The following is a 24,729-nucleotide window of genomic DNA, read 5'->3' on the forward strand; positions in this document are numbered from 1 at the left end:
GGACGCTTTCAAGCCGTTACCGGGCAGGCACCGCAGGCGCCTTGCCGTCCTTGAATTCCTTCTCGAACGTGTCGTTCAGCTTGGTCAGAAACGCCGTGCTGTCGATCTTGTCGAGCCAGACTTCCTCGATGCCGTTGATCAGATAGCTGTCGGTCGCCGGCGGCAGGAAGGTCCAGGTGGTGTAGCCGTAATTGCCGTCATTCACGGAGGACGCGAGCGTCTTCATCGTTTCGGTAAAGAGCGGCGAAACATCGCTTGCCATCGTGACGTTGGAAATATCCTTGAGCGGAATGTTCCACTCACCCTGCCAGGCCGAGTTCATCGAGCCGTAGACTTCGGGCGAGAACACGAAATTGATCACGGCCGCCGCGCCGTCCGGATTGGTGGCTTTCTCGGCAATCGAGAAGGTCGAACCAACGCCGAGCGGGAACACCGGGTCGCCGCTTGCGCTCGGAAAGCCGACGAAACCGGCTTCGGAATTGTCCTTCTTGGAATAGGTTGCGACGTTCTGGAACTGCCAGGTGCCGGTCGGCATCATGCCCGCGCGGCCGGATGCCATCATGTCGGCAGCCTGTTCGGAGCCTTGCATGGAGAAATAGTTCTTGCCGAAATAGCCCTTCTCCCACCACGTGTTCAGCCGGTCGATCGACTGGACGAAGGGTTCGGCAGTCCACGGCATTTCGCCGCGCAGCGCCTTGTTGAGGTTTTCGGGACCGGCAACGGCGTTGAGCGCCATGGTCACAAACCATTCATTGGTGCCACGCCAGTCGGCATTGCCGGCGGCAAACGGCGTGATGCCTTCGGCCAGCATCTTGTCGGCAAGCGCTTCGAGCTCATCGAGGCTCGTCGGCGCTTCCCAGCCTTTTTCCTCAAACAGCGTCTTGTTGTAGAACAGGCCGAGCGTCTCATAGGTCTTGGGCAGCGCATAGAGCTTGTCGTTATAGCGGCCCATTTCGAGGAAGACCTGCAGGACGCGGTCATTCCAGCCATATTTGGCGGCATAGTCGTCAAGCGCCTTCAGCTGGCCGGACTGAGCCATCGGCGCGACATAGCTTGGACCGGGCGTATAGACCACATCCGGACCATTGCCGGAGAGCATGGCGACGCGCAGCTGCTTGTCGAGCTCGTTGCCACGGTAATCGACCACCAGATTGTAATCCGGATTTGCCTTGTCAAAAGGCTCGACGATGTTTTCCGAAATCAGCTTCTGCTGATCGGGCGTGGCCTGCTCATACCACCAGCTCACCTTCTCCTGAGCGGCGGCGAACTGGGCCGTGCCGATGATGACGGCGGCCGTGGTCAGCAATCTCATCATAGTCATTGCATTTCCTCCCTGCGTTAAACATTCACCGCAGCTGGTGCAGCTACGGATTTCCGGATGATGATCTGGTGAGGCATTTCCTCCGCCTCACCAGGCGCTTCCGCATCGTTTGCAAGACGCGCGAGAAGCTTTTCAGCCGCAGCCGCCCCGAGCCTGTCCTGAAACTGCGCCACGGTGGTGAGCGAGGGCGTCACCAGCTCGGCGGCCAGGATGTCGTCGAAACCTGCAACGGAAATGTCGTCTGGAATGGCGAGGCCGTGGGCGATCAGGCTTTGCATCACGCCGATCGCCATCAGATCATTGGCTGCGATAATGGCTGTCACGGGTGCGCCGCTTTCCACCAATGCGGCAGCGGCGCTGCGCCCGCCTTCCACGGTAAAATTCTCCGCCTCGCTCACATTCGGCGCGGCGCCCGCGGCTTCCATGGCCGCAAGATAGCCGCCGAGACGCACCCGTTGCGGTCCGCCGGGCGCTGCGATCATGGTGATGTCGCGATGGCCGAGCGAAAGCAGATGCTCCGTCAGCGCGCGGGCGGCCGCCTCGTTGTCGATATAGAGATCGTCGATCGGCAGCGGACCGCCGCTCTTGCGGCTGACCTCGATGCGCACGATCGGAACGCCCGCCTTGCCGAGCGGCGCAAGATCACGCGCGCCGAGATTGAAGAACACGCCGACAATGCCGTCGAAGCGCCCATGAAGCGCTGCCTGGACCACCTGACGCTCATTGGCTTCGCGCCCCTCGGTGTCGATCGTGATGACCTCATAACCGGCTGCGCGCGCGACCTTCTGCACAGCCACGACCAGCGAAGGATAGAAGGGATTGGAAAGGTCCGGCACCACGCAGGCGATCACATGGGTCCGCTGGGTCCGCAGCGCCTGGGCAAAGCGGTTGGGCTGATAGCCGAGCTCGGCGATGGCCGCCTCGATCCGCTCCGCAGTCTCGGGCGCAACCTTGTCCCGACCGCCATTCAGCACCAGCGAGACCGTTGCCTGCGCAACGCCCGCCCGCTCGGCCACTTCCTTTTGCGTAACCCTCCGCGGCAACCCATAACCTCCCATTGCTACGTAACAATAGCTTATTGATACGTAGCAATAAGTCAATCGGCTTTAAAAAATTTCATGGCCGCAGATCGTTGCGAGATGGTGGAACAAGCGATGGAGTGCGCTATGCCGGGGTGACAGAGGGCCCGGTCATTAAAAATTCACGGAACAATATTCCTGTTACAAACAGCATGTAGTAAGCCCAGTTTAGATGTTTCCAGGGATTTCAGGTGAACCGCGTGGATGGGATATTGAGCAGCTTTGCAGCGCGCGCAAAGTCAGCGCAGTTCGTGCTGCTGGCAGCGACCGCCGTCGCGATTGCCGCGCTTGTCTCTGCGGCAGTGCCGGTACCTGCCATTGCTGCGGGCTGGTGCCTGATCGTGATCGCGGCCCTTGCCGGCAATCCGCCGCGCGCCGAAAGCGCGGAGCAGGATATTCCGGCCCGGCCCGAGGCCACGATTGCGGGCGAGCTTGACGATCCGCCGCGCTTCCTGGATGAAATCGACCTCGCCATCTATCTTCTGGCGGCCGATGGCACCGTGATCTTCCAGAACCGATCAGCCGCCGACACTTTCGGCAAGTTCCCGCTCGGCGCGCACATTTCAGCCCGGATGCGGGCGCCGGGCGTGCTCGACATCATCCGCGACACGCTGGCAAACGACAGGGTCAACCAGATCGAATATTCCGAACGCCTGCCATCAGAACGGGTCTATCTGGTGCGCTCCGCACCGGTCGCCGACACCGCAGGGCCCGTGTTCATGCTGGTGCTGCGCGACGTGTCCGAAGCGCGCCGGATCGACCGCATGCGCTCCGATTTCGTTGCCAATGCCAGCCACGAACTGCGCACGCCGCTGGCCTCGCTGCGCGGCTATATCGAAACCTTGCAGGGCCCCGCCAAGCACGACGCCAAGGCGCAGGAGCGGTTCCTGCCGATCATGCTCGATCAGGCGACCCGCATGAGCCGACTGGTGGACGACCTGATGAGCCTGTCGCGGCTGGAGGCGCGCGCCCATCTTCCGCCGGATCAGAAAGTGGCGCTCAACGATCTGCTCGGCCATGTCCGCGACAGCCTGCTTCCTCTTGCAGAAGAGCTGGAAGTCTCGATCCACCTGTTCATGCCCGAAGACAAGGTGATGGTGAACGGCGACAAGGACGAGCTCGTCGAAGTCTTTGAAAACCTGATCGAGAATGCCTGCAAATATGGCAGCGAAGGCGGCAAGGTCGAGGTCTACCTCAAGGCGCTGCCGCCGTCCGGCGCGGAAGTCTCGGTGGTCGACCATGGACCGGGCATTCCCGCCGAGCACGTGCCGCGCCTGACCGAACGTTTCTATCGCGTTTCGGTTGCAGACAGCCGTTCGAAGAAGGGCACCGGGCTTGGCCTGGCAATCGTCAAGCACATCCTCACCCGGCACAAGGCGCGGCTCGCGGTGAAATCCGAGGTTGGCCAGGGCACCACCTTCACCGTCCGGTTCTGAATCGAGCCGATTTTTGAAATCATATCTTTTTCAAATATTTAGGCTGTCATAAATCTGAAATAAAAATGACATAAAACCGGGGCGACCCGGCAAGAGCGCCGGCCCCGGAAAAGCCGCAAGAGGCGAACCCAGCCATGAAGCCATTCATACTGTCGATCGTCACGCTTGCCGCAACGCTCGCGTTTGCCGCACCCTCTCACGCGCGCAGCCAGATCCAGATTGCAGGCTCCTCGACCGTGCTGCCCTATGCCAAGATCGTTGCCGAGACCTTCGGCGAGATCTTTCCCGACTACAAGACGCCGATCGTTGAATCCGGCGGCTCGTCGGCAGGGCTCAAGGAATTCTGCCGGGGCGTCGGTCCCCGTACGATCGACATCGCCAATGCCTCTCGGAGAATCCGCCCCGGCGAGGCCGAGACCTGCGCCAGAAACGGCGTCACCGGCATTTCGGAAATCATGTTCGGCTATGACGGCATCGTGTTTGCAACCGATGCATCAATGCCCGCCATGGCGCTGACGCCGCTTGATCTATACAGGGCGCTCGCCGCGGAGCTCCTGATCGACGGCAAGCTGGTCGAAAACCCCTATACGCGCTGGTCGCAGGTCAATCCGGCGCTGCCGGACAGCGAGATTGCCGCCTACATCCCCGGCGAAAAGCACGGCACCCGTGAAGTCTTCGAGGAAAAGGTGCTGGCGGTCGGCTGCGAGGCGGCAGGTGCGAAAGAATTCCTGGTCGCGCAATTCGGCGACAAGCAGGGCGCCAGCAAGTGCATCGCCGTGCGCAAGGATGGTCGTGCGCCGGGCATTGACGGCGATTACACCGAAACGCTTGCCCGCGTTGCCGCCAACCGTTCCGCGCTCGGCGTCTTCGGCCTTTCCTTCTACGACAACAATGCCGACAAGCTGAATGTCGCGACGATCGACGGCGTGACCCCGACGCTTGCGACCGTCGGCTCGGGCGAATATCCGGTCTCCCGGCCGCTCTATTTCTACGTCAAGAATGCCCATGTCGGCGCGATTGCCGGCCTGCGGGAATATGTCGATTTCTTTCTGTCCGACGATATGGCCGGGCCCTATGGCCCGCTTGCCGAATACGGCCTGGTACCGGCATCCGAGGCGGAACGCGCAGCGACGATGGCTGCATTCGATGAAAGCGTGACGCTCAAGGAAACCGAGTGACGCGAAGTCAGATTTGCAATGCTTCACCGTAGGTGGAGCCAAACCCGGATGGTCCGGATATGCATGTGTTTTTGATCATTGTCGCGCTCATCGTGCTGTTCGGCGCAGGCGGCTTTCTTGCGGCCCGCGCGAAAGCCTATGCGCTGGCCGACAGCCGGCGGATCAATTCCCGCCCCGCCCATCACGCGAGCTTCGTGGCGATCGCCACCGTCATTCCCGCCGTGCTGCTGATGGCCGTGTGGATGATCGCGAGCCCGCTCCTGATCGGCGCGGACATCCGGAAGGACTTCCCCGAAAGCGTCAAGGCACAGCCGGCCTCCGAGCAGAGCCTGACCTTCAACACCGTCACCGCCGTTGCCTACGGCCTGCGCCAGCTGCCCGCCGAGGCCCGCGCCACCGTCAGGGACGATTCAAGCCAGCTTCGCGCCGTGCTTGCCAGAAACGGCATTCCGCTGGCCGAGAACCCGCAGCCCTTCGTGCTGAGTTCCGCCGAGCGCATGAACGCGCTCTCGGCCAAAAGCAGCTACGGCATGGCCGCCGCCGTGATCGCGGTGGCGCTTGCCGGCCTGTTCCTGTCCTACCGCGCCGTCCGGCCGCACTTCCAGGCCCGCAATCGCGTGGAACAGGTGGTGCTTGGGGGCCTGCTGCTGGCCTCCACGATCGCGATCCTGACCACGATCGGCATCGTGCTCTCGATGCTGTCGGAATCGCTCCGCTTCTTTGCCCAGGTCCCGCCGATGGACTTCTTCTTCGGCACCGTCTGGGATCCGCGTTTTGCGGCGGCCGGAGAATCAGGCTCCGCCGGTCAGTTCGGCCTGATCCCGCTTCTCGCCGGTACGCTCTATATTTCGCTCGTGGCGATGGCGGTCGCCGTGCCGATCGGGCTTTATGCCGCCGTCTACATGTCGGAATATGCAAGCACGAGACTGCGCGCGATCGCCAAGCCGCTGCTGGAAGTGCTCGCCGGCATCCCGACCATCGTCTACGGCTTCTTCGCGCTGGTCACGGTCGGCCCGCTGCTGCGCGATCTCTCCGCTGATCTGAACGGCCTGCTCACCGGCGATTACCGCAATTTCATCGAGGCGCAATCGGTGCTGACGGCGGGGGTGGTGATGGGCATCATGCTGATCCCGTTCGTCTCGTCACTTTCGGACGACATCATCAACGCCGTGCCCGACAGCCTGCGCAAGGGCTCGCTCGGTCTCGGCGCGACCCAGTCCGAAACCATCAAGCGGGTGGTGATGCCGGCGGCCCTTCCCGGCATTGTCGGTGCGCTGCTCCTGACCGCATCCCGCGCGATCGGCGAAACCATGATCGTGGTGCTGGCGGCAGGCGTCGCCGCCAATCTCAATATCAACCCGTTCGAGCCGATGACGACGGTGACCGTCAAGATCGTCAACCAGCTCACCGGCGACCTCGAATTCAACACGCCCCAGACGCTTGTGGCCTTCGCACTCGGACTGACGCTGTTCGTGATCACGCTCTGCCTCAATGTCTACGCGCTCTATGTGGTGCGCAAATACCGGGAGCAGTACGCATGAGCGACACCCTCTCCAACCCGAACGAGGCGGACGATTTCCGCCGCAAGGTCACCGAGACCCGCCGCAAGGGCCTCAAGCGCCGCCACCGCGCGGAAACGCGTTTCCGCGTCTTCGGCTTTCTCGCGATCTTCGCCGGGTTGTTCTTTCTCGCCGCATTGCTGTTTTCTGTCGCCGGCAAGGGTTTTTCCGCTTTCCAGCAGACGACGATCACGCTGCCGATCACCTTCAGCGAGAAGGTCATTGATCCCGATGGCGTGCGCGGTGAAAACCCGCGCCTGCTGCTGACGGCAAACTATCCGGCGCTGCTCCAGCAGGCGCTTTCGGAAACGCTGGGGCTCGATCCGTCGAATGCCGCCGAGATGCGCGAAGCGATGCAGCTCGTCTCGCGCTCCGCACGTGTGGACCTGCGCGACGTGGTGATCGACGATCCGTCGGTGATCGGCAGGACCGTTGATGTGAAGCTTCTTGCAAGGGCCGATATCGATTCCGCCAACAAGGGCCAGATCGATCTGACGCTGCCGGAAACCAGCCGCCGCGTTTCCGACCGGCAGGCGGCGTGGATGGAAGAGCTGAAGGCCCAAGGGCGGCTGCACAAGAGCTTCAACACCGGCTTCTTCACCCATGGCGCGTCCTCGCGACCGGAATCGGCGGGCATTGGCGTTGCCTTTGTCGGCACGCTCTACATGATGGGCATCGTGCTGGCGCTGGCGCTCCCGCTCGGGGTCGCCTCGGCGATCTATCTGGAAGAGTTTGCGCCGAAGAACCGGTTCACCGACATCATCGAGGTCAATATCAACAATCTCGCAGCCGTGCCCTCGATCGTGTTCGGCCTGCTCGGCGTCGCGCTCTTCATCGGCTTCCTCGGCCTGCCGCGTTCGGCAGCGCTCGTCGGCGGGCTGGTGCTGACGCTGATGACGCTGCCGACGATCATCATCGCCACGCGCGCGGCGCTCAAGGCCGTGCCGCCCTCGATCCGCGCGGCAGCGCTCGGCGTCGGCGCGTCGAAGATGCAGGCAGTCTTCCATCACGTCCTGCCGCTTGCCATGCCCGGCATCCTGACCGGCACGATCATCGGCCTTGCCCGCGCGCTTGGCGAAACCGCGCCGCTTCTGTTGATCGGCATGGTCGCCTTTGTCGCCGATTATCCGGCAAGCCCGCTCGATCCCTCGACCGCGCTGCCCGTGCAGATCTACATGTGGGCGGGCGAGGCGGAACGCGCCTTCGTGGAACGCACTTCGGCCGCGATCATCGTGCTGCTGGTGTTCCTGATCTTCATGAACCTGACCGCGGTCATTCTCCGCCGCCGCTTCGAGCGGCGCTGGTAGGAGGCGGAGATGAACCTTGATGCAAGAAACACGATGGGCGCAAACATGAGCGATCAAACCTGCAAGATGGCCGGCAAGGATGTGTCCGTCTATTACGGACAGAAGCGGGCCCTGTTCGACGTCAATCTCAACATCCGCCGCAATGCGGTGACCGCGCTGATCGGTCCGTCGGGCTGCGGCAAGTCCACCTTTCTGCGCACGCTGAACCGGATGAACGACACGATCGATCATTGCCGCGTCACCGGCACGATCACGCTCGACGGCGAGGATATCTATACCTCCGGCATCGATGTGGTGGAGCTTCGCGCCCGCGTCGGCATGGTGTTCCAGAACCCGAACCCGTTTCCGAAATCGATCTATGAAAATGTCGCCTACGGCCCGCGCATTCACGGACTTGCCCGCCACCGCGCCGATTTCGACCGGATCGTCGAGACAAGTCTCCAGAAGGCAGGGCTTTTCAATGAGGTCAAGGACCGCCTGCATGAGCCCGGCACCAGCCTTTCCGGCGGCCAGCAGCAGCGGCTCTGCATTGCGCGCGCGATCGCCGTCAGCCCGGAAGTGATTCTGATGGACGAGCCCTGCTCGGCGCTCGATCCGATCGCGACCGCGCGCGTGGAAGAGCTGATCAGCGAACTCAAGCAGAACTATACCATCGTGATGGTCACCCATTCGATGCAGCAGGCCGCCCGCGTTTCCGAACGCACGGCGATGTTCCATCTCGGCCACATGGTCGAGGAGGATACAACCGACAGGATTTTCACCAATCCCGCCGACAGCCGCACCCAGGACTACATCATGGGCCGGTTCGGCTAAGGAGGAAAACAGATGGCACATACCCACATCATCTCGGCTTTCGACGACGAGCTGAAATACCTCCAGCGCCGCATTTCCGAAATGGGCGGCATGGCGGAAGAAATGGTCTCGCAATCCGTCCAGGCCCTCGTCAACACCGATACAGAGCTTGCCGAACGCGTGATCGCCAAGGATCTGGCGCTCGATGACGCCGAGCGCGAGGTCGGCGAAAAGGCGATCGTCATCATCGCGCGGCGCCAGCCGGTTGCGGCGGACCTGCGCGAAATCATGGGCGCCATCCGCATCGCCGCCGATCTGGAACGCGTCGGCGACATGGCCAAGAACACCGCCAAACGCGTGATCTCGGTGCAGGGCACCGGCGTGCCGCGCAAGCTTGCCCACGGCATCGAGCATCTGTCCGAGCTTGCGCTCTTGCAGCTCAAGGAAGTGCTCGACGCCTACACCTCGCGCCAGGCCGACAAGGCCAACTCGATCCGCGAGCGCGACGAGGAGATCGACGCGATCTACACCTCGCTGTTTCGCGAGCTCTTGACCTACATGATGGAAGATCCGCGCAACATCACAACCTGCACGCATCTTCTGTTCTGCGCCAAGAACATCGAGCGCATCGGTGACCACGCAACCAATATCGCCGAGATGATCTACTACATCGCCACCGGCTCGCAGCCGCAGGGAGAGCGCCCGAAGGACGACATGTCGCCCTCGGTCGGCTCCGGCGAAGCCTGATCCTGAACGCCACAAGACAACGCAAGAATAAAACGCCAGAAAACAACGCCAGAAGACAGGGGCACCGCATGGTTCCGAAAATCGCAGTTGTGGAAGATGAAGAAGCGCTGAGCGTCCTGCTGCGCTACAATCTTGAATCGGAAGGCTATGAAGTCGAGACGATCGCACGCGGCGACGAAGCCGAGATCCGGCTGCAGGAGCGGGTGCCGGACCTTCTGCTCCTCGACTGGATGCTGCCGGGCGTTTCCGGCATCGAGCTTTGCCGCAGGCTCCGCATGCGGCCCGAGACCGAGCGCCTGCCGATCATCATGCTGACGGCGCGCGGCGAGGAAAGCGAGCGGGTGCGCGGCCTTGCGATCGGCGCCGACGACTATGTCGTCAAGCCGTTCTCGACGCCGGAACTGATGGCCCGCGTCAAGGCGATCCTGCGCCGGGCGCGCCCCGAAGTGCTCTCCAGCGTGCTGAAATGCGGCGATATCGAGCTTGACCGCGAGACCCACCGCGTCCACCGCAAGGCCAAGGAAGTCCGCCTCGGCCCGACCGAGTTCCGGTTGCTCGAATTCCTGATGACCTCTCCGGGCCGGGTGTTTTCCCGCTCCCAGCTTCTCGACGGCGTCTGGGGCCACGACATCTATGTCGATGAGCGCACCGTCGACGTCCATGTCGGCCGCCTGCGCAAGGCCCTCAACTTCTCGCAGATGCCGGACGTGATCCGCACCGTGCGCGGCGCTGGCTATTCGATGGAAGTGTGAGAAGAACCGCCGGGTCGAGGTCGTCCCCTTCTCCCCTTGGGGAGAAGGTGGCCGAAGGCCGGATGAGGGCAAGCGGCATCGCCACGGCTGAAGCGCCTGCGGCGCAGGTCTTCAACTAAGAACTGACAACTTTATCTTCAGGCGCGGGGTCTCCCCTCACCCGGCGCATGCGCGCCACCCTCTCCCCTCCGGGGCGAGGGTAAAGGGCTGCGATGCCGACGCGTTTCGTTGGCCCCTCACTTTCGGAATCCTCGCACATTCCGCCCACCGTCATTGCGATACCGCATCGTTTCTTTATCCTCAGACCACCAAACCACTGTACTTTCCTGCGCCAGCAATTGATTTTTCCCTCCAGACAGGGCACGGACAAGCCACGAGTGGGGCCGCCAGACGAAAGGAACTGAGATGACGAGAGCGAGTTTTTCCGAGCCGGCGGTGATGGCCGATCTGATGGCGCGGATGCTGTGGGAAATCCAGGCGGTGCATTTTTCGCCCGACGAACCCTACAAGCTCTCTTCCGGTCTCGTCAGCCCTGTCTATATCGATTGCCGCCGTCTGATCTCGTTTCCGCGCATCCGCGCCACGCTGATGGATTTTGCGGCCGCCAAGATCATGAGCGAAGCCGGTTTCGAGCAGTTCGACTGCGTGGCGGGCGGCGAGACGGCGGGCATACCCTTCGCGGCTTTCCTCGCAGACCGGCTGGACCTACCGATGATCTATTGCCGCAAGAAGCCGAAGGGCTACGGCAAGAACGCCCAGATCGAGGGCGATCTGCCGGAGGGCGCGCGGGTTCTGGTGATCGAGGATCTGACCACGGCAGGCGGCTCGATGTTCAACTTCATTCACGCGATCCGCGATGCCGGCGGCGTGGTGAAGCATGGCATGGCGCTGTTCTACTACGATATTTTCAGCCAGGCGGTGCAACGTTTCGAAAACGGCGGCGTTGAGCTTCATTACATCGCAACCTGGCAGAATGTGCTGTCGGTGGCGCGCGAGAAGAAGCTGTTCGATGAAAGGGCGCTCGATTCCGTTGCCGACTTCCTCGATCAGCCAATGGCCTGGTCGAAGGCCCGCGGCGGCGTCGACACACTGCCGGTCTGATTGAAAGGGCCGATCCAAGCCCTTGGGCCGGTCGAAAGCGAACACGGAATTTTGGGAGAGAATCATGATCCTGTGCTGCGGCGAAGCCCTTATCGACATGCTGCCCCGCGAAACCACCAAAGGCGAAGCGGCGTTTTCACCCTATGCCGGCGGCGCTGTCTGCAACACCGCCGTGGCCCTTGCCCGCCTCGGCAGGCCAACCGGCTTCTTTTCCGGCCTGTCCTCCGATCTGATGGGCGACATCATTCGCGAGAAGCTCGACGCCTCGAAGGTCGATCATTCCTATGTGGCAACCTCGGACCGCCCGACCACGCTTGCCTTCGTCAAGCTGGTCAATGGCGCGGCAAGCTACGCCTTTTATGACGAGAACACCGCCGGACGGATGATCACCGAGGCCGATCTGCCCACGATCGGCGATGATTGCAGCGCCATGCATTTCGGCGCGATCAGCCTGATCCCCGAGCCCTGCGGGGGAACCTACGAGGCGCTGTTGATGCGTGAGGCGGAGCGCCGGGTGATCTCGCTCGATCCGAACATCCGCACGAGCTTCATCACCGATCCCGAAAAGCATCGCGCCCGTATCGAGCGCATGGCGGCGAAGTCCGATATCGTCAAATTCTCCGACGAGGATCTCGACTGGTTCGGCCTTGAAGGCTCGCTCGACGACCGCGCCCGGCACTGGATTGCCGAGGGCGCGAGCCTGGTTGTGATCACCTGCGGCGCGGACGGTGCGATCGGTTACACCGCAGAGCACAAGGTGGAGGTGCCGAGCGAGAAGGTCGAGGTGGTCGATACCGTCGGCGCCGGCGATACGTTCGACGCCGGCATTCTCGCCTCGCTCGACATGGCGGGGCTCCTCACGAAGGAAAAGGTGAAAACGCTGTCGCCGGAAGCAATCCGCGATGCGCTGGCACTCGGCGCCAGGGCCGCCGCCGTCACCGTCTCCCGCGCCGGGGCCAACCCGCCCTTCGCGCACGAAATCGGGCTTTAAGCCGCTTCGAACATTGATCTTGAACAGCCGGCCGGCCAAGGATGCGCAGGCCGGCTGTTCTCCTTGAACCTGCCTGACGGGCGGGCTTCAGACCAGCCCCCGCCCCTTCAGCATGACTTCCGGACCGGGCATCCGGCCGCGGAAGGCCTGATAGGCGGCTTCCGGCGCGACCGAACCGCCCCTCGTCAGGATTTCGGACTTGAGACGCCCGGCGACGGCGGGATCGAACACGTCGCCCGTTTCCGAGAAGGCCTCGAAGGCATCGGCGTCGAGCACCTCCGACCACATGTAGGAATAATATCCTGCCGCATAGCCGTCGCCGGAGAAGATGTGCAGGAAATGCGGGATGGCGTGGCGCATGGCGATCGCCTTCGGCATGCCGATCCCGTTCAGCACGCCATCCTGAAACGCCACCGGGTCCCTCGGCGGGGTTTCGGTGGTGTGGAGACGCATGTCGACGATGGCGCAGGCCGTGTATTCCACCGTGGAAAAGGCCTGGCCGAAGGTCGCTGCCGCAAACACCTTGTCCATCAGCGCGTCCGGCATGGCTTCGCCGGTTTCGGCATGAAGCGCATAGGTCTTGAGCACCTCCCTCGTGGTCAGCCAGTGCTCGTTGAGCTGGGAGGGCAGTTCCACGAAATCGCGGTCGACGCCGGTGCCCGAGACCGAAGGATAGGTGACGTTTGACAGCATGCCGTGCAGCGCATGGCCGAATTCATGAAAGAGCGTGCGCGCATCATCGAGAGACAACAGCGCGGGCTTTCCGGCTGCGGGCTTGGCGAAATTGCAGACATTGATGACGATCGGAATCTCGCCCTCGGCACCATTCGGCAGCGTCAGCCGGTGCTGGCTCTGCAGCGCGTTCATCCACGCGCCCGACCGCTTGGAAGTGCGGTTGAAATAATCGCCGAGGAAGATCGCGATGACGGCGTCTTCGGCGTTGCGGATCTCGTAGACGCGCACATCCGGGTGATAGGCCTTGATGTCCGGCCTTGCCATCGCACGGATGCCGAACAGGCGCTCGGCGACGGAGAAGGAAGCCTCGATCATCTTTTCAAGCTGAAGATAAGGCTTCACCTCGCTTTCGGAGAAATCGAACGTCTGGGCCTTCAGCTTCTCGGCATAGTAGCGCCAGTCCCAGGCTTCGATATCGCCGTTGTAGCCTTCCTCCGCGGCAAGCGTGGCGAGTTTCGAGGCATCGTTTCCAGCAGCCTTCACGGCCTTGTCCCAGACATCCATCAGCAGCGCATCGACATTGGCGGCAGTCTTCGCCATGGTGTTATCGAGCTTCAGCGCGGCAAAATTGGCATAGCCGAGCAGCGCCGCCTTTTCGGCCCTGAGTTCGAGCGTCTCGCGCATCACCGGCCGGTTGTCATGCGCTTCGGAAAGCCCGCGCGCGGTCCAGGCCCTGAACGCCTTTTCGCGCAGGTCCCGCCGCGCCGACAGTGTCAGGAACGGCTCGACGATCGAGCGCGACAGGGTGACGGCATAGGCGCCCTCGCGGCCGCGCTCGGCGGCAGCACCCGCCATGGCGTCAACCAGGAAATCGGGAAGGCCCGCAAGATCGTCCCCCTCCGTCAGGAACATCGCCCATGCGCTCTCATCGGCAAGCACGTTCTGGCCGAATGCGGTTCCGAGCGCTGCAAGCCGCCCGTTGATCGCCGCAAGCCGCGCCTTGCCATCATCATCGAGCTCGGCGCCCGCCTTGATGAAGCCCTTCCAGTGGCGCTCGAGAACCCGCGCCTGTTCTTCGTTCAAGGCAAGCGTATCGCGCTTCTGCCATAGCGCATCAACGCGGGCAAACAGCGCCGCATTGGCGCCGATGGCCGAATAATGGCTCGAAAGCTTGGGCGCGATGTCGCGTTCGAGCGCCTGGATTTCAGGATTGGTATCCGTGCCCGCCTTGGTGAAGAACACCGAACAGACCCGCGACAGCGCATCGCCCGAAATCTCAAGCGCATCGATGGTGTTGGCAAAATCCGACGCGGCGTCGTTTTCGGCGATCGCGGCGATCTCGCGATTGTGGTCGGCCATCGCCCATTCGAAGGCGGGCGCGAAATCGCTGTCGGCGATCCGGTCGAACTGCGGCAGGCCACAGGCGCCGTTCCAGTCGATCAGGGCTTCGTTGATTGTTGCGGCACGTGCCATGGCGATACTCCTTCACTGTCGGCGGTCCCTTCATCTTGTGTGCGCGATTGCGTCATTCAAGACAAGGGCTTGAAGGCAGCGGTAAAAAATACTAAGCAAAGCTTATCATTTCAGGGATGATCCATGACCACCGAGATCAGCGCCGACCGGCTCGGCTTCCTGCTGAGCGATGTGACGCGGTTCTTCCGCGCGGCCTTCGAACGCGAGATCGCACGCGCGGGTCTCGGCATCACCGCCGGCGAGGCCCGCGCGCTGGTGCGCATCGCCGCCCGCAAGGGCGCGCGCCAAAGCGAGATCGCCGTCGAACTCGGGATCGAGCCGATGACGCTGTCGCGCTATGTCGACGGGCTGGAGCGCTCGGGCCTGGTCGCACGCCGCGCGGACCCGGACGACAGGCGCGCAAAATGCGTTGAAACCACCGATGCGGCGGATGCCGTGCTCGATCAGATCCGGGCGCTTTCCGACACGCTGATCGAACGCCTTGAAGCCGGGCTCGATGCCGCCGAAAAGGCAACGCTCAGAAAGGCGCTGAAAACCATGCGCGACAATTTTGCCAACCTTTGACAAGACCATCAGCGCGCCGGACCCGCTGCAGAAAACACCGATGAGCGCGCGGCGCACCAGCATGATCGGCGCAATGCTGACCATGCTCGGGCCGTTTTCGCTGTCGATCTACACGCCGGCCATGCCGGCCCTTGCCGAGGCCTTCGGCACCACCGATGCGGCGATCAAGCTGTCGCTCTCGGCCTATTTCGGCGGATTTGCCTTTGCGATCCTCGTTGCCGGACCGATCTCGGATGCGTTCGGGCGGCGGCGCGCGGTTCTCGGCTTCCTGATGATCTATCTCGCAGGCAGCGTGCTTGCGACCTTTGCCACCGACGTCAACCTGCTGCTGCTCGGACGGCTGATCCAGGGGATCGGCGCCTCCGTCGGCATGTCCGTCGGCCGCGTCATCGTCCGGGACCAGTTCACAGGAGAGCCGGCAGCGCGGATCCTGAACCTAATCGGCATGATGCTCGCCACCGGACCCGCGATCGCGCCCACCTTCGGCGGCATCATCCTTGACCTTTTCGGGTGGCAGGCGACGTTCTACACCATGACCGCCTTCGGCCTGGTCGTCTGCGCCGCCGTCTTTCTGTCGATGGCGGAAACCGGAAAGCCCGACCGCCGCATGATCCATCCCGTGCCGCTGCTTGCCACCTATGGCCGGATCCTCACCAGCCAGCATTTTCTGGCTGCCTCACTGCTGATTGCAGCCTCTGCCGGCTCGATCTATGCGCTCGCCTCGATGCTGCCCTTCGTGCTGATCGACATTGCCGGCCTGACGCCTGCACAATTCGGTCTCGGCATGCTGGCGCAGACGGGCTCCTATTTCGTCGGCTCGAGCCTGTTCCGGCTCGGCATGCGATGGACGCAGTCGCGCATCCTGCTGCGCATCGGGGTGGGTTTCGTGGCGCTTGGCGCGCTCGCCATGCTGGTCTCGGTCGAGACCCTTGCCATCAGCTATCTTTCGATCATGGTGCCCGTCGGCACGATCGCCTTCGGCATGGCCTTCATCATGCCCTATGCGATCAACGCAGCCCTTCTGCCCTTCCCCGATATCGCGGGCTCCGCTTCGGCAATGATGGGCTTTCTGCAGATGGGCGCGGGCTTTCTCGGCGGCCTCGCAGCCGCCGCCCTCGGCGCCCCCGTCCTGGCGCTCACCGTGGTGGTGCCGGCCATGGGGGTGATCGCGGTGCTGTCGTTTGTCTGGCTTGCAGCCTGCGAACGCCGCTCGATGACGAAAAGCGCTCTCTGATCTCTGCATGGCCTGCGAAAAGCAAAAGGGCGGGTCCATAACCCGCCCTTGGCAAATCCGAGCCGGTGAACCGGCAGCGGAAGGATCACATCCGGTCGCGTTTGGCGAGCGTCCTGAGGCGCAGCGAGTTGAGCTTGATGAAGCCTGCGGCGTCCTTCTGGTCGTAGGCGCCGTGGTCGTCTTCGAAGGTGACAAGGGCTTCGGAGTAGAGCGACTTGTCGCTCTCGCGGCCGATGACCATGACATTGCCCTTGTAGAGCTTCAGCGTCACTTCGCCCTCGACATGTTCCTGGCTCTTGTCGATCGCGGCCTGCAGCATCATGCGCTCCGGCGAGAACCAGAAGCCGTAATAGATGAGCTCCGCATAGCGCGGCATCAGCTCGTCCTTGAGGTGTGCCGCACCGCGGTCGAGCGTGATGCTTTCAATCGCGCGGTGAGCAGTCAGCAGGATCGTACCGCCGGGGGTCTCGTAGACGCCGCGCGACTTCATCCCGACGAAGCGGTTTTCGACGAGGTCCAGACGGCCGATGCCATTGTCGCGGCCATAGTCGTTGAGCTTGGCGAGGATCGTTGCCGGGCTCAGCCGCTCGCCATTGATCGAGACGGCATCGCCCTTTTCAAAGCCGACCTTGATGATGGTTGCCTTGTCGGGAGCGGCTTCCGGCGAAAGCGTGCGCATATGGACATATTCCGGGGCCTCGACCGCCGGGTCTTCCAGAACGCGGCCTTCCGAGGAGGAATGCAGCAGGTTGGCGTCGACCGAGAACGGGGCTTCGCCGCGCTTGTTCTTGGCGATCTGGATCTGGTGCTGTTCGGCGAAGGCCAGAAGCTCGGTCCGGCTCTTGAACGTCCAGTCGCGCCAGGGCGCGATGATCTTGATGTCGGGGTTCAGCGCATAGGCCGACATTTCGAAACGGACCTGGTCGTTGCCCTTGCCGGTCGCGCCATGGGCGATGGCATCGGCGCCGGTCTTTTCGGCGATCTCGATCAGGTGCTTGGAGATCAGCGGCCGGGCAATCGAGGTGCCGAGCAGGTAGACGCCTTCGTAGACGGCGTTGGCACGGAACATCGGGAACACGAAATCACGCACGAATTCCTCGCGCACATCCTCGATGAAGATCTCCTTCACGCCGGCCTGTTCCGCCTTCTGGCGCGCGGGTTCGAGCTCCTCGCCCTGGCCGAGATCGGCGGTGAAGGTCACGACTTCCGCGCCGAGTTCGGTCTGAAGCCATTTCAGGATGATCGAGGTGTCGAGCCCGCCGGAATAGGCGAGAACGACCTTCTTGACGTCTTTGTGCGTTGCCATTTGTTCAGTCCATTCGCATTGGGCTCGCGCGAGCCGGATTAATTTGGGTCACGTTTTAGCGGCTTTGCCGGGACACGCAAGAAAAACCATACAGACTGGCGGTTGGCCGGCGGTTGCCCGAAGGTTGGCCAGCGGCACGGAATTTGCGCATTGACAGCGGCTGTCTTTGTGAAAACAGTCGGCAGGGCGGGCCCGGTGTTCGAGGCGCCTGCAGAGTTTCGGCGAAAGCGGCCCAGGGTGGGAGAAATGTGCTTGCTTTCGTGCTGATGGTCGAATGAAAAAGATTGATGGGAGGCATCACATGACGCAGCATCCAGCACTGAAGGCGGGCAACAGCGCGGTTATCACCGGGGGCGCCTCGGGTATCGGCCTTGCGAGCGCCAAGGCCTTCATCGATCTCGGCATGAACGTGATGATTGCCGATCTGAAGGGCGAACGGCTGAAGCGCGCGGGCCATGAACTGGCGGCCCTTGCAGAGAAGAAGGGCGTGCAGGCCCTTGCCCACGCCACCGACGTCTCGGACCTTTCCGAACTGGAAGAGCTGGAACGCGCCGCCAACCGCGCCTTTGGCAATGTCCATGTCCTGATGAACAATGCCGGGATCCAGCCGCAGACCGGAATCTTCGGCAAGCAGATGCCGTGGGACCGCATCATCGACGTCAACCTCACCGGCGTGATCAATGGCACCCGCATCTTCGCGCCGGAAATGCGCGCCCATGGCGAGCCGGCGGTGATCATCAATACAGGCTCCAAGCAGGGTATCACGACACCGCCGGGCAACCCCGCCTACAATGTCGCCAAGGCCGGCGTGAAGGCGTTTACCGAAGCGCTGCAGCACGAATTGCGCAATATCGAAGGCTGCAAGGTGGAAGCCCATCTGTTGATCCCGGGCTTCGTGTTCACGCCGCTGACGGCAGGCGAGCGCACCGAAAAGCCCGACGCCGCCTGGACGCCGGAACAGACCGTCGCCTTCATGCTGGAAAGCCTGAAGGCCGGCGACTTCTACATTCTCTGCCCGGACGGCGAGGTCGATCGCCAGACCGACGAAAAGCGGATGATGTGGGCGATCGGCGATATCGTCGAGAACCGCCCGCCGCTGTCGCGCTGGCATCCCGACTATGGCGACGCCTTCAAGGCCTATCTGAACGGCGACGGACATGGCCATTGACGAAGAGCTTGCGGCCCGCGTGCGCGACCGGCTCGAGGGGCTTGAAGGCCTGGGCGAGAAGAAGATGTTCGGCGGGCTGTGTTTTCTGATCAATGGCCATATGGTCGTCGCCGTCAGCCGGCGGAAGGGCGAAGGCCGCTTCCTGTTCCGCGTCGGCAAGGAAAACGCAGATGCCGCCGCAGGGCTCGGCCAGTCGGAACCGATGGTGCATGGCGGGCGCACGATGACCGGCTTCTATTTCGTCGATGCCGACGAGGTGAGCGAGGCGCATTTCGCGGAATGGATGTCGATCGCGGTGGAAAACGCCTATTCGCTGCCGCCTAAACCATAGACGCTCCGTCCATGGCAGCGCTCTTGTTTTCGTCCGGCCGCCCGCTCATATTGACGCCGACCCTTCGAATTCCATGCAACCGCGCGGCATGCCGCGCGGCGGGAGAGCCTCATGTATACCGGCATTGTCCAGGCCGTCCGGCCGCTCGCCGACATCACCGCCTATCCCGGCGGAAAGACCTTCACCATCGCCTTCACCGATGAACTGCTCGGCGCGTTGAAGCTCGGTGCCAGCGTCAATATCGAGGGCGTCTGCCTTTCGGTGACAGGCATTGACGGCGATCATGTCACCTTCGATGCGATGAATGCGACGCTCGAGCGCACCAATCTCGACCGGTTCAAGGCGGGCGACGGCGTCAACCTGGAACGCTCGGCCAAGATGACGGACGAGAATGGCGGTCACGTGATTGCCGGCCACATCGCAACCACGGCCATGGTGGAAGAGATCAGCACCGCCGAGGAACGCGCCTTCATAAGGTTCCGGGTGCCGGAGGAATGGGCGAAGTACATCTTTCCGCGCGGCTATCTGGCGGTCAATGGCTGCAGCCTGACGGTCGCCGAGGTGCACGGAAACCTCTTTACCATCAACCTGATCCCCGAAACCCTGCGGCAGACCACGTTTCGCGATTACCAGCCCGGCGATCTTCTGAACATCGAGGTCGATCACCAGACCATGGTGCTGGTCGATGTGATCGAGCGCACCGTCACGCGCGTGCTGCCGGGGCTGATCACGAAGGCTTGAGGAACGCCGGACCGTTCGCAAAAATACGCCAGGCATCCCCGACCCACGGGGAGTCCGAGGCTATGTCAGGACAGGCAAGCGCGTGCCCCAGGCGTACGGCTCGCAAAAGAAACTCCCCCTCGAAAGGGGGAGATCAAGGTTCCTGCAGCCCGAGCGGCTCGGACTTTTCGTCTACTTGGCGACGTTGACGATACGGCCGTCGGTGTAGGGCTCGTAGGGGCTGTTCATGCCGATATATTCGGCGACGACATCTTCCAGGTTGGGGCCGAAATCATAGGCGTTCATGCCCTTTTCCGCAAAGATCGCGTAGCCGTCGCCACCGCCGCGCACGTAATTGTTGGTGACGATGCCATAGGTGGCGTCCTCGTCGATCGGCGCGAACCCGCCATTGCCATCGGCAACCTCGACGGAAATGACGCGGCTGCCCGCCTCCTTGCTGGAATCATACGTGTATTTCATGCCCGAAACCTGCGGGTAGCGCCCGGCGCCCTCTTCGATCTCCGAAAGCCCGTTTTCGAGGGCCGCGATCACGTCGGCGCCCTTGAGCTGGAAGGTTGCGACCGTGTTCTGGAACGGCAGTACGGTCAGCACCTCGCCCATGGTGACGGTGCCCGCGTCGATCGAGGCGCGCACGCCGCCGCCGTTCTGGATCGCAAGCGTGATGCCCTGATCGGCAACGCGCGCCAGCATGGCATCGGCGACGAGATTGCCCATCGAGCATTCCTCGGCGCGGCAGACGGTGCGGTCGCCGATGATTTCACCGGCAGATTCGCCGACTTCCCGCTTCTTCAGCTCTTCAAGCGGCTCATTGAGTTCGGCAACACGGGCGGTGAATTCCTCATCGGGTTCGATCGAGGCATCGAGAAGAATGGGCGCACCGGACACTGCGGTCAGCTTGCCGTCATCATCAAAGGTGAGGCTGAGATCGCCGAGATATTTGGAATAGGCATAGGCGGTTACGATCGGCACGTCGTCGCCCGAGGGGTTCTTCACCAGGGTCGGATAGGGACCGGCGGCCTTTTCATCGGTATTGGAAAGCAGGGTATGGCTGTGGCCGCCCACGATCACATCGATGCCATCGACGGCGGCCGCAATCTCCTGGTCACGCTTGTAGCCGACATGGGAGAGCAGGATGATCTTGTTGACGCCCTGCGCCTCGAGTTCGGGAACCGCCTTCTGCAGATAGGTGATCTCGTCTTCGAAGGTGATCTTGGGTCCGGGCGACGAGGTCTCGCCGGTGTCGGTTGCCAGAACCGAAACGACGCCAACCTTCTCGCCATTGAAATCGAAGACCTTGTAGCCTTCGAACTTGTCGTGGACGACGCTGTCTTCGGCAGCGATCGTGTTGCCGGACAGGATCGGGAAATCGATGGCGTCGATGAAGGCGAGCAGCTCTTCCGGCCCGTCATCGAACTCGTGGTTGCCGATCGCCATCGCATCGAAGCCGATGCCGTTCATGAATTCGGCAATCGGGGCGCCCTTGTACTTCGTGTAGAACATCGAGCCCTGGAACTGGTCGCCCGCGTCCAGCACCAGAAGGCTGCCTCCGGAAAGCGCCTCGCGCTTCTGCTCGACTGCGGTTTTCACCCTTGCGATGCCGCCGAAGCATTCGCCTGCCGTGGCTTCCTCGTCCGAGCAGGTCGAGTCGTATTTGTTGATCGCCTCGATCCGGGAATGAAGGTCGTTGATATGGAGGACTTCAAGGTTGAAATCGGCAAATGCACTGCCGGCTGAAAGTGTCAGCGCAGTTGCCCCAAACAGGGCGGCTTTCAATACGGAATTCATGGCAAGCTCCTGAAACAGATGAAATATGCGGCAGATGCCGCCCGACACGAACGTAAGGCTGAAATGTGACGTTTTTTTCAGGGGTGACGCAAGTGTCGATTTCGGAGGAAGCCGGAAAATCCGGCTTCCCGTTCAGGAAACTGTGTAAAAGCGGCTCAGAAACTGCCGCCGGTCTGGGTGCCGCCATAACCATAGGTCGGGGCCGTACCCGTGGTCGCGCCCGGCATCGTGGCGGCGACCTGGCCGGTTGTCGCCGGCGGGTTCATTGTCGGCACATCCTGCAGCGTGAACCCGACGGGGGCCGCGCTCGGCTTGTAGAGCGAGAACTGCGCGCCCTGGCTTGGCGTGCAGTTCAGAAGATAGGGCGAATTCAGCATGCAGTTCACACGGCTCTGGGTCCGGCGAACGACGGAGGTCAACTCGATTTCGACCAGATTGCCGGTTTCGGTATAGGTGCCGATGGCAAGCGCGGTATTGCTGTCTGCCGTCAGCGTCTCGAACCTGCCGTTGGAGAAGTTGGAAATCACGCCATCCTTGTCGCGCCACTGGCCGTCAACGGCATTCACCGGCGCCGCGGGAAGCGACGGCGTCGGGCGTGCGCTGGGCTGGGGCGTGGCGGTGGTGCACGCGGACGCGAGGATGGAGGCAGCAATCAGGGTCAGGATCGGGGTCGTTTTCACGGGCGCGCTCTTTCGCAATCGGTTTTAAATGTAACAAGGCGTATCTCGCTCTAAAAAGCAACTGCGCGAGAGGCCGTTTGGTTCCATCGGTTTGAGAGCGTTGCAATGAAGGCTCACCGCCCGGCGCTGGCACGGGACCGGCGGGCAAGGCTTTCGGCAGGCCATTCGGCCATCATGTCATAATAGGCTTGGAACACCCGCGCGCCCTCGGGCAGCGGCAGCCAGGGCAATTTCGTGCGGGTAAAGATATGCACGTCCGGCTGGAATCGGGCCGCCTCGTCAAGGGCCATGATCCGCACGAATCTCAGCCAGTCGCGCCGGCCGTAATCGCTATGGAGCGCCGCCCCGCATTGCCCGCACACGGCAACATCGTGCGGCCGGCCGCTGTCGGTGGGGAGCGAGCGGACCTCAGCCGTCCCGCGCGTGACCGTCAGGGCATCGGCCTCGATCAATCCGTTGATCGCAAATGGGCCGCCGGTCTGGCGCTGGCAATCGCGGCAATGGCAGGCATGAATGAACATTGGCCGTCCCCGCATCCGAAACCGCACCGCGCCGCAGAAGCAGCCCCCTTCGAAAATTTCGTCCGACATTGCGCGCTCCCGCTTCCCGCCTCGCGAGAGAAAATCACGAAGCGGGCCGGGCGACAATGGCCTCTATGGTCTTGCATGGGTGGCTTGCGATTTCTAAGAATGGGCAAAGACCAATGGAAGCGTGTCATGGCCGAGAAACCGAGAATCAGGATCGTCTACTGCTCGATGTGCAACTGGCTGATGCGGTCGGCCTGGATGGCGCAGGAATTGCTGTCCACATTCTCGCAGGAGCTTGACGCGGTCACGCTTGAACCGCGCACGGGCGGCATTTTCGAGATCTGGGTGGATGAGATCCTGATTTGGGAGCGCAAGCGCGATGGCGGTTTTCCGGGACCAAAGGAGCTCAAGCAGAAGGTTCGCGATATCATCGATCCGGAGCGGAATCTCGGCCATGTCGATCGCAACCCGGCCGAAACCGGGACGCCCTGAGGCCGGAGCGCTTGTGTTTCGGGGGTGGCTGAAGTTTTTGTCGCGAAAACGTCAAATACCCGTTGACTAATTCCGTGATGCCTCTTAAACGAGCGGTCGTTGCCCAGATGGCGGAATTGGTAGACGCGCCAGCTTCAGGTGCTGGTACTCGCAAGGGTGTGGAGGTTCGAGTCCTCTTCTGGGCACCATTTTCCAAACATGATCAATGTGTTATCGCCGGTTGAGCCGGTCGATGACCGGTCATGCGGATTGCTTCATCCACCCCTGAATGTCCCCGATATCCATCGGCCTTGCAAACAGATAGCCTTGGCCGAGATTGACGCCGAGGCGGCTGAGCGTGGTGCGTTCTTCCTCGGTCTCGACCCCTTCTGCAATCGTGATCGCGCCCGTGTGGCGGGCGAAGTCGACCATGCCCAGCACCAGGGACTGCTTGGCGAGATTGTTGTCGATATCGCGCACCAGTTCGATATCGAGCTTCAATATATCGGGCTGCATGCGCAACAGCGCGATCAGCCCGGAAAACCCGGCACCGACATCATCCGCAGCGATTCGCACCCCGATCTGGCGCAGTGACTGAAGCGCAGAGGCAAGCTTGTCGTAATCCTCGACCACGTCATGCTCGGTGATTTCCACCACGAGGCGATCCGGAGCCATTCCGCTCACGGCCGCAAGCAGGGCGCCGCTCGCAATCGTCTGCGGCGAAGCGTTGAAGCCGATCGCCACGCCGGGCGGCAACCTGTCGAGCAGCGCGAGCGATTTTTCGATCGCGGCGATCTCGAGTTCCACCTGGCGCCCGACCTGCCGGGCCTCCTCGAACCAGACATCCGGCGTCCGTTCGCCCGGAAAGCGCGACAGCGCCTCGAACTTGATCGGCTTCCGGGTCTCCAGATCGACCACCGGCTGGAGCACGACCTTGAAGCCGCTCTCGCCAAGCGCGAGATCAAGGCGCCTGTTGATGTCGGCGAGCTCCGCGCGCCGGCGCAGGCTGTCGTTGATCTGGCCTGCCGCAAGCCCCGCAAAGGTTTCCATCACCGAGAGGTCGCGCTCGGTCAGATCGGGATGCGGCGTGGAGCGCAGACAGCAGAACATGCCGTAAACGCTGCCATCCTCGCGGTAGACCGGCAGGCTCATATGTGCGCCGATCGGCAAATGCTGCGTGATCGGCATCGACACTGCAAGCGGGTATTTTGATGTATCGGTGATCAGATTCGGCAAACGGCCTTCGAGAATGTGCTGGCAGTAGACCTGAGATAGCGGGATTTCAGATCCGGGTCCGGCAACCGCCTCGAAACCCGGGGCGCTGACGGCGCGGAACACCGACATGCCATCGACGATTTCCGACAGGTAGGCGACTTCCATATCAAAATGGCTGCGCACGGTGTCGAGAATGATATCGACGGTGTCGCCGGACTGCACGGGAGCCGCGAGCGTCAGCGGCAGTGGAAGGGGAGCCATTTTTCTTACCCGCATTCTTATGTTTGCAGGCAGAC

23 protein-coding genes and 1 tRNA gene are annotated in these 24,729 nt (G+C 62.3%); 16 read left to right on the plus strand and 8 right to left on the minus strand.

The annotated features are described in order from the left end of the window. Positions 1-16 precede the first annotated feature (16 nt). Both HPQ62_RS08795 and HPQ62_RS08800 read right to left on the minus strand, forming a co-directional pair. Positions 17-1,321, minus strand: a complete 1,305-nt coding sequence (locus HPQ62_RS08795; RefSeq protein WP_174802171.1) for an ABC transporter substrate-binding protein — start codon at positions 1,319-1,321, stop codon at positions 17-19. 17 nt (positions 1,322-1,338) lie between these two features. Continuing rightward, a complete protein-coding gene (locus HPQ62_RS08800) occupies positions 1,339-2,364 on the minus strand; it encodes a LacI family DNA-binding transcriptional regulator (RefSeq protein WP_174802172.1) in 1,026 nt (341 codons plus the stop codon). Positions 2,365-2,612: 248 nt separating this feature from the next. On the opposite strand from HPQ62_RS08800, the gene phoR reads away from it, so the two are divergent. From phoR to HPQ62_RS08845, 9 genes are all read left to right on the plus strand, one after another. Beyond that, positions 2,613-3,836 carry a phosphate regulon sensor histidine kinase PhoR gene (gene phoR, locus HPQ62_RS08805; protein WP_194246304.1) on the plus strand — a complete coding sequence of 408 codons (1,224 nt, stop codon included), beginning with the start codon at positions 2,613-2,615 and terminating at the stop codon, positions 3,834-3,836. A 134-nt stretch (positions 3,837-3,970) separates the two neighbouring features. Further along, positions 3,971-5,014 (plus strand): substrate-binding domain-containing protein, encoded by a 1,044-nt coding sequence (locus HPQ62_RS08810; protein ID WP_174802173.1) that lies wholly within the window; start codon positions 3,971-3,973, stop codon positions 5,012-5,014. A 59-nt stretch (positions 5,015-5,073) separates the two neighbouring features. Continuing rightward, positions 5,074-6,555: a phosphate ABC transporter permease subunit PstC gene (gene pstC, locus HPQ62_RS08815; protein ID WP_174802174.1), complete on the plus strand. Its 1,482-nt coding sequence runs from the start codon at positions 5,074-5,076 to the stop codon at positions 6,553-6,555. Next, positions 6,552-7,880, plus strand: coding sequence for a phosphate ABC transporter permease PstA (gene pstA / locus HPQ62_RS08820; RefSeq protein ID WP_174802175.1), 1,329 nt, complete (start codon positions 6,552-6,554; stop codon positions 7,878-7,880). The genes pstC and pstA overlap by 4 nt, the downstream gene beginning before the upstream one ends. A gap of 9 nt (positions 7,881-7,889) precedes the next feature. After that, on the plus strand, positions 7,890-8,693 hold the full coding sequence (pstB, locus tag HPQ62_RS08825) for a phosphate ABC transporter ATP-binding protein PstB (RefSeq protein WP_174802176.1): 804 nt from the start codon (positions 7,890-7,892) through the stop codon (positions 8,691-8,693). A 12-nt stretch (positions 8,694-8,705) separates the two neighbouring features. Beyond that, positions 8,706-9,419 (plus strand): phosphate signaling complex protein PhoU, encoded by a 714-nt coding sequence (phoU, locus tag HPQ62_RS08830; protein ID WP_174802177.1) that lies wholly within the window; start codon positions 8,706-8,708, stop codon positions 9,417-9,419. A gap of 68 nt (positions 9,420-9,487) precedes the next feature. Then, positions 9,488-10,171 (plus strand): phosphate regulon transcriptional regulator PhoB, encoded by a 684-nt coding sequence (gene phoB / locus HPQ62_RS08835; RefSeq protein ID WP_174802178.1) that lies wholly within the window; start codon positions 9,488-9,490, stop codon positions 10,169-10,171. Between the two features lie 405 nt (positions 10,172-10,576). Next, a complete protein-coding gene (locus tag HPQ62_RS08840; RefSeq protein WP_174802179.1) occupies positions 10,577-11,272 on the plus strand; it encodes an orotate phosphoribosyltransferase in 696 nt (231 codons plus the stop codon). 64 nt (positions 11,273-11,336) lie between these two features. Continuing rightward, complete coding sequence (locus tag HPQ62_RS08845; RefSeq protein ID WP_174802180.1) at positions 11,337-12,263, plus strand: carbohydrate kinase family protein; 927 nt, start codon at positions 11,337-11,339, stop codon at positions 12,261-12,263. An 87-nt stretch (positions 12,264-12,350) separates the two neighbouring features. On the opposite strand, the gene HPQ62_RS08850 is transcribed toward HPQ62_RS08845, so the two are convergent. Next, positions 12,351-14,411: a M3 family metallopeptidase gene (locus HPQ62_RS08850; protein ID WP_174802181.1), complete on the minus strand. Its 2,061-nt coding sequence runs from the start codon at positions 14,409-14,411 to the stop codon at positions 12,351-12,353. 123 nt (positions 14,412-14,534) lie between these two features. Between HPQ62_RS08850 and HPQ62_RS08855 the strand changes: the two genes are divergently transcribed. Continuing rightward, positions 14,535-14,975, plus strand: coding sequence for a MarR family winged helix-turn-helix transcriptional regulator (locus HPQ62_RS08855; protein WP_174802182.1), 441 nt, complete (start codon positions 14,535-14,537; stop codon positions 14,973-14,975). A 40-nt stretch (positions 14,976-15,015) separates the two neighbouring features. Continuing rightward, complete coding sequence (locus HPQ62_RS08860) at positions 15,016-16,209, plus strand: multidrug effflux MFS transporter (protein WP_174802183.1); 1,194 nt, start codon at positions 15,016-15,018, stop codon at positions 16,207-16,209. An 85-nt stretch (positions 16,210-16,294) separates the two neighbouring features. Here the strand turns inward: HPQ62_RS08860 and HPQ62_RS08865 are convergent, their stop codons facing one another. Then, positions 16,295-17,515 (minus strand): argininosuccinate synthase, encoded by a 1,221-nt coding sequence (locus HPQ62_RS08865; protein ID WP_174802184.1) that lies wholly within the window; start codon positions 17,513-17,515, stop codon positions 16,295-16,297. Positions 17,516-17,816: 301 nt separating this feature from the next. On the opposite strand from HPQ62_RS08865, the gene HPQ62_RS08870 reads away from it, so the two are divergent. The 3 genes from HPQ62_RS08870 to HPQ62_RS08880 all read left to right on the plus strand — a co-directional run bounded on the left by HPQ62_RS08870 (position 17,817) and on the right by HPQ62_RS08880 (position 19,755). Continuing rightward, on the plus strand, positions 17,817-18,683 hold the full coding sequence (locus tag HPQ62_RS08870) for an SDR family NAD(P)-dependent oxidoreductase (protein ID WP_174802185.1): 867 nt from the start codon (positions 17,817-17,819) through the stop codon (positions 18,681-18,683). After that, positions 18,673-19,014 carry a TfoX/Sxy family protein gene (locus HPQ62_RS08875; RefSeq protein WP_174802186.1) on the plus strand — a complete coding sequence of 114 codons (342 nt, stop codon included), beginning with the start codon at positions 18,673-18,675 and terminating at the stop codon, positions 19,012-19,014. The genes HPQ62_RS08870 and HPQ62_RS08875 overlap by 11 nt, the downstream gene beginning before the upstream one ends. Positions 19,015-19,125: 111 nt before the next feature. After that, positions 19,126-19,755, plus strand: a complete 630-nt coding sequence (locus tag HPQ62_RS08880) for a riboflavin synthase subunit alpha (RefSeq protein ID WP_174802187.1) — start codon at positions 19,126-19,128, stop codon at positions 19,753-19,755. 171 nt (positions 19,756-19,926) lie between these two features. Here the strand turns inward: HPQ62_RS08880 and HPQ62_RS08885 are convergent, their stop codons facing one another. The 3 genes from HPQ62_RS08885 to HPQ62_RS08895 all read right to left on the minus strand — a co-directional run bounded on the left by HPQ62_RS08885 (position 19,927) and on the right by HPQ62_RS08895 (position 22,810). After that, positions 19,927-21,540: a bifunctional metallophosphatase/5'-nucleotidase gene (locus tag HPQ62_RS08885; protein WP_174802188.1), complete on the minus strand. Its 1,614-nt coding sequence runs from the start codon at positions 21,538-21,540 to the stop codon at positions 19,927-19,929. Between the two features lie 155 nt (positions 21,541-21,695). Then, positions 21,696-22,220, minus strand: a complete 525-nt coding sequence (gene omp10 / locus HPQ62_RS08890) for an outer membrane lipoprotein Omp10 (protein ID WP_174802189.1) — start codon at positions 22,218-22,220, stop codon at positions 21,696-21,698. 113 nt (positions 22,221-22,333) lie between these two features. Next, a complete protein-coding gene (locus tag HPQ62_RS08895) occupies positions 22,334-22,810 on the minus strand; it encodes a GFA family protein (protein WP_174802190.1) in 477 nt (158 codons plus the stop codon). A 126-nt stretch (positions 22,811-22,936) separates the two neighbouring features. On the opposite strand from HPQ62_RS08895, the gene HPQ62_RS08900 reads away from it, so the two are divergent. Next, positions 22,937-23,239 (plus strand): Rdx family protein, encoded by a 303-nt coding sequence (locus tag HPQ62_RS08900; RefSeq protein ID WP_174802191.1) that lies wholly within the window; start codon positions 22,937-22,939, stop codon positions 23,237-23,239. A gap of 101 nt (positions 23,240-23,340) precedes the next feature. Beyond that, positions 23,341-23,427, plus strand: a tRNA-Leu gene (locus HPQ62_RS08905). Positions 23,428-23,479: 52 nt separating this feature from the next. On the opposite strand, the gene HPQ62_RS08910 is transcribed toward HPQ62_RS08905, so the two are convergent. Then, positions 23,480-24,694 carry a sensor domain-containing phosphodiesterase gene (locus HPQ62_RS08910; protein WP_174802192.1) on the minus strand — a complete coding sequence of 405 codons (1,215 nt, stop codon included), beginning with the start codon at positions 24,692-24,694 and terminating at the stop codon, positions 23,480-23,482. Positions 24,695-24,729: the final 35 nt, after the last annotated feature.

It is taken from the genome of Martelella limonii (genome assembly GCF_013344475.1).
Lineage (GTDB): Bacteria > Pseudomonadota > Alphaproteobacteria > Rhizobiales > Rhizobiaceae > Martelella > Martelella limonii.

Bases quoted from the DNA above. Each gene is read 5' to 3' on its own strand.
- HPQ62_RS08795 (WP_174802171.1), bottom strand. From the start codon at position 1,321: ATGACTATGATGAGATTGCTGACCACGGCCGCCGTCATCATCGGCACG.
- HPQ62_RS08810 (WP_174802173.1), top strand. From the start codon at position 3,971: ATGAAGCCATTCATACTGTCGATCGTCACGCTTGCCGCAACGCTCGCG.
- pstC (WP_174802174.1), top strand. From the start codon at position 5,074: ATGCATGTGTTTTTGATCATTGTCGCGCTCATCGTGCTGTTCGGCGCA.
- pstA (WP_174802175.1), top strand. From the start codon at position 6,552: ATGAGCGACACCCTCTCCAACCCGAACGAGGCGGACGATTTCCGCCGC.
- pstB (WP_174802176.1), top strand. From the start codon at position 7,890: ATGAACCTTGATGCAAGAAACACGATGGGCGCAAACATGAGCGATCAA.
- phoU (WP_174802177.1), top strand. From the start codon at position 8,706: ATGGCACATACCCACATCATCTCGGCTTTCGACGACGAGCTGAAATAC.
- phoB (WP_174802178.1), top strand. From the start codon at position 9,488: ATGGTTCCGAAAATCGCAGTTGTGGAAGATGAAGAAGCGCTGAGCGTC.
- HPQ62_RS08840 (WP_174802179.1), top strand. From the start codon at position 10,577: ATGACGAGAGCGAGTTTTTCCGAGCCGGCGGTGATGGCCGATCTGATG.
- HPQ62_RS08845 (WP_174802180.1), top strand. From the start codon at position 11,337: ATGATCCTGTGCTGCGGCGAAGCCCTTATCGACATGCTGCCCCGCGAA.
- HPQ62_RS08850 (WP_174802181.1), bottom strand. From the start codon at position 14,411: ATGGCACGTGCCGCAACAATCAACGAAGCCCTGATCGACTGGAACGGC.
- HPQ62_RS08855 (WP_174802182.1), top strand. From the start codon at position 14,535: ATGACCACCGAGATCAGCGCCGACCGGCTCGGCTTCCTGCTGAGCGAT.
- HPQ62_RS08860 (WP_174802183.1), top strand. From the start codon at position 15,016: ATGAGCGCGCGGCGCACCAGCATGATCGGCGCAATGCTGACCATGCTC.
- HPQ62_RS08865 (WP_174802184.1), bottom strand. From the start codon at position 17,515: ATGGCAACGCACAAAGACGTCAAGAAGGTCGTTCTCGCCTATTCCGGC.
- HPQ62_RS08870 (WP_174802185.1), top strand. From the start codon at position 17,817: ATGACGCAGCATCCAGCACTGAAGGCGGGCAACAGCGCGGTTATCACC.
- HPQ62_RS08875 (WP_174802186.1), top strand. From the start codon at position 18,673: ATGGCCATTGACGAAGAGCTTGCGGCCCGCGTGCGCGACCGGCTCGAG.
- HPQ62_RS08880 (WP_174802187.1), top strand. From the start codon at position 19,126: ATGTATACCGGCATTGTCCAGGCCGTCCGGCCGCTCGCCGACATCACC.
- HPQ62_RS08885 (WP_174802188.1), bottom strand. From the start codon at position 21,540: ATGAATTCCGTATTGAAAGCCGCCCTGTTTGGGGCAACTGCGCTGACA.
- HPQ62_RS08895 (WP_174802190.1), bottom strand. From the start codon at position 22,810: ATGTCGGACGAAATTTTCGAAGGGGGCTGCTTCTGCGGCGCGGTGCGG.
- HPQ62_RS08900 (WP_174802191.1), top strand. From the start codon at position 22,937: ATGGCCGAGAAACCGAGAATCAGGATCGTCTACTGCTCGATGTGCAAC.
- HPQ62_RS08910 (WP_174802192.1), bottom strand. From the start codon at position 24,694: ATGGCTCCCCTTCCACTGCCGCTGACGCTCGCGGCTCCCGTGCAGTCC.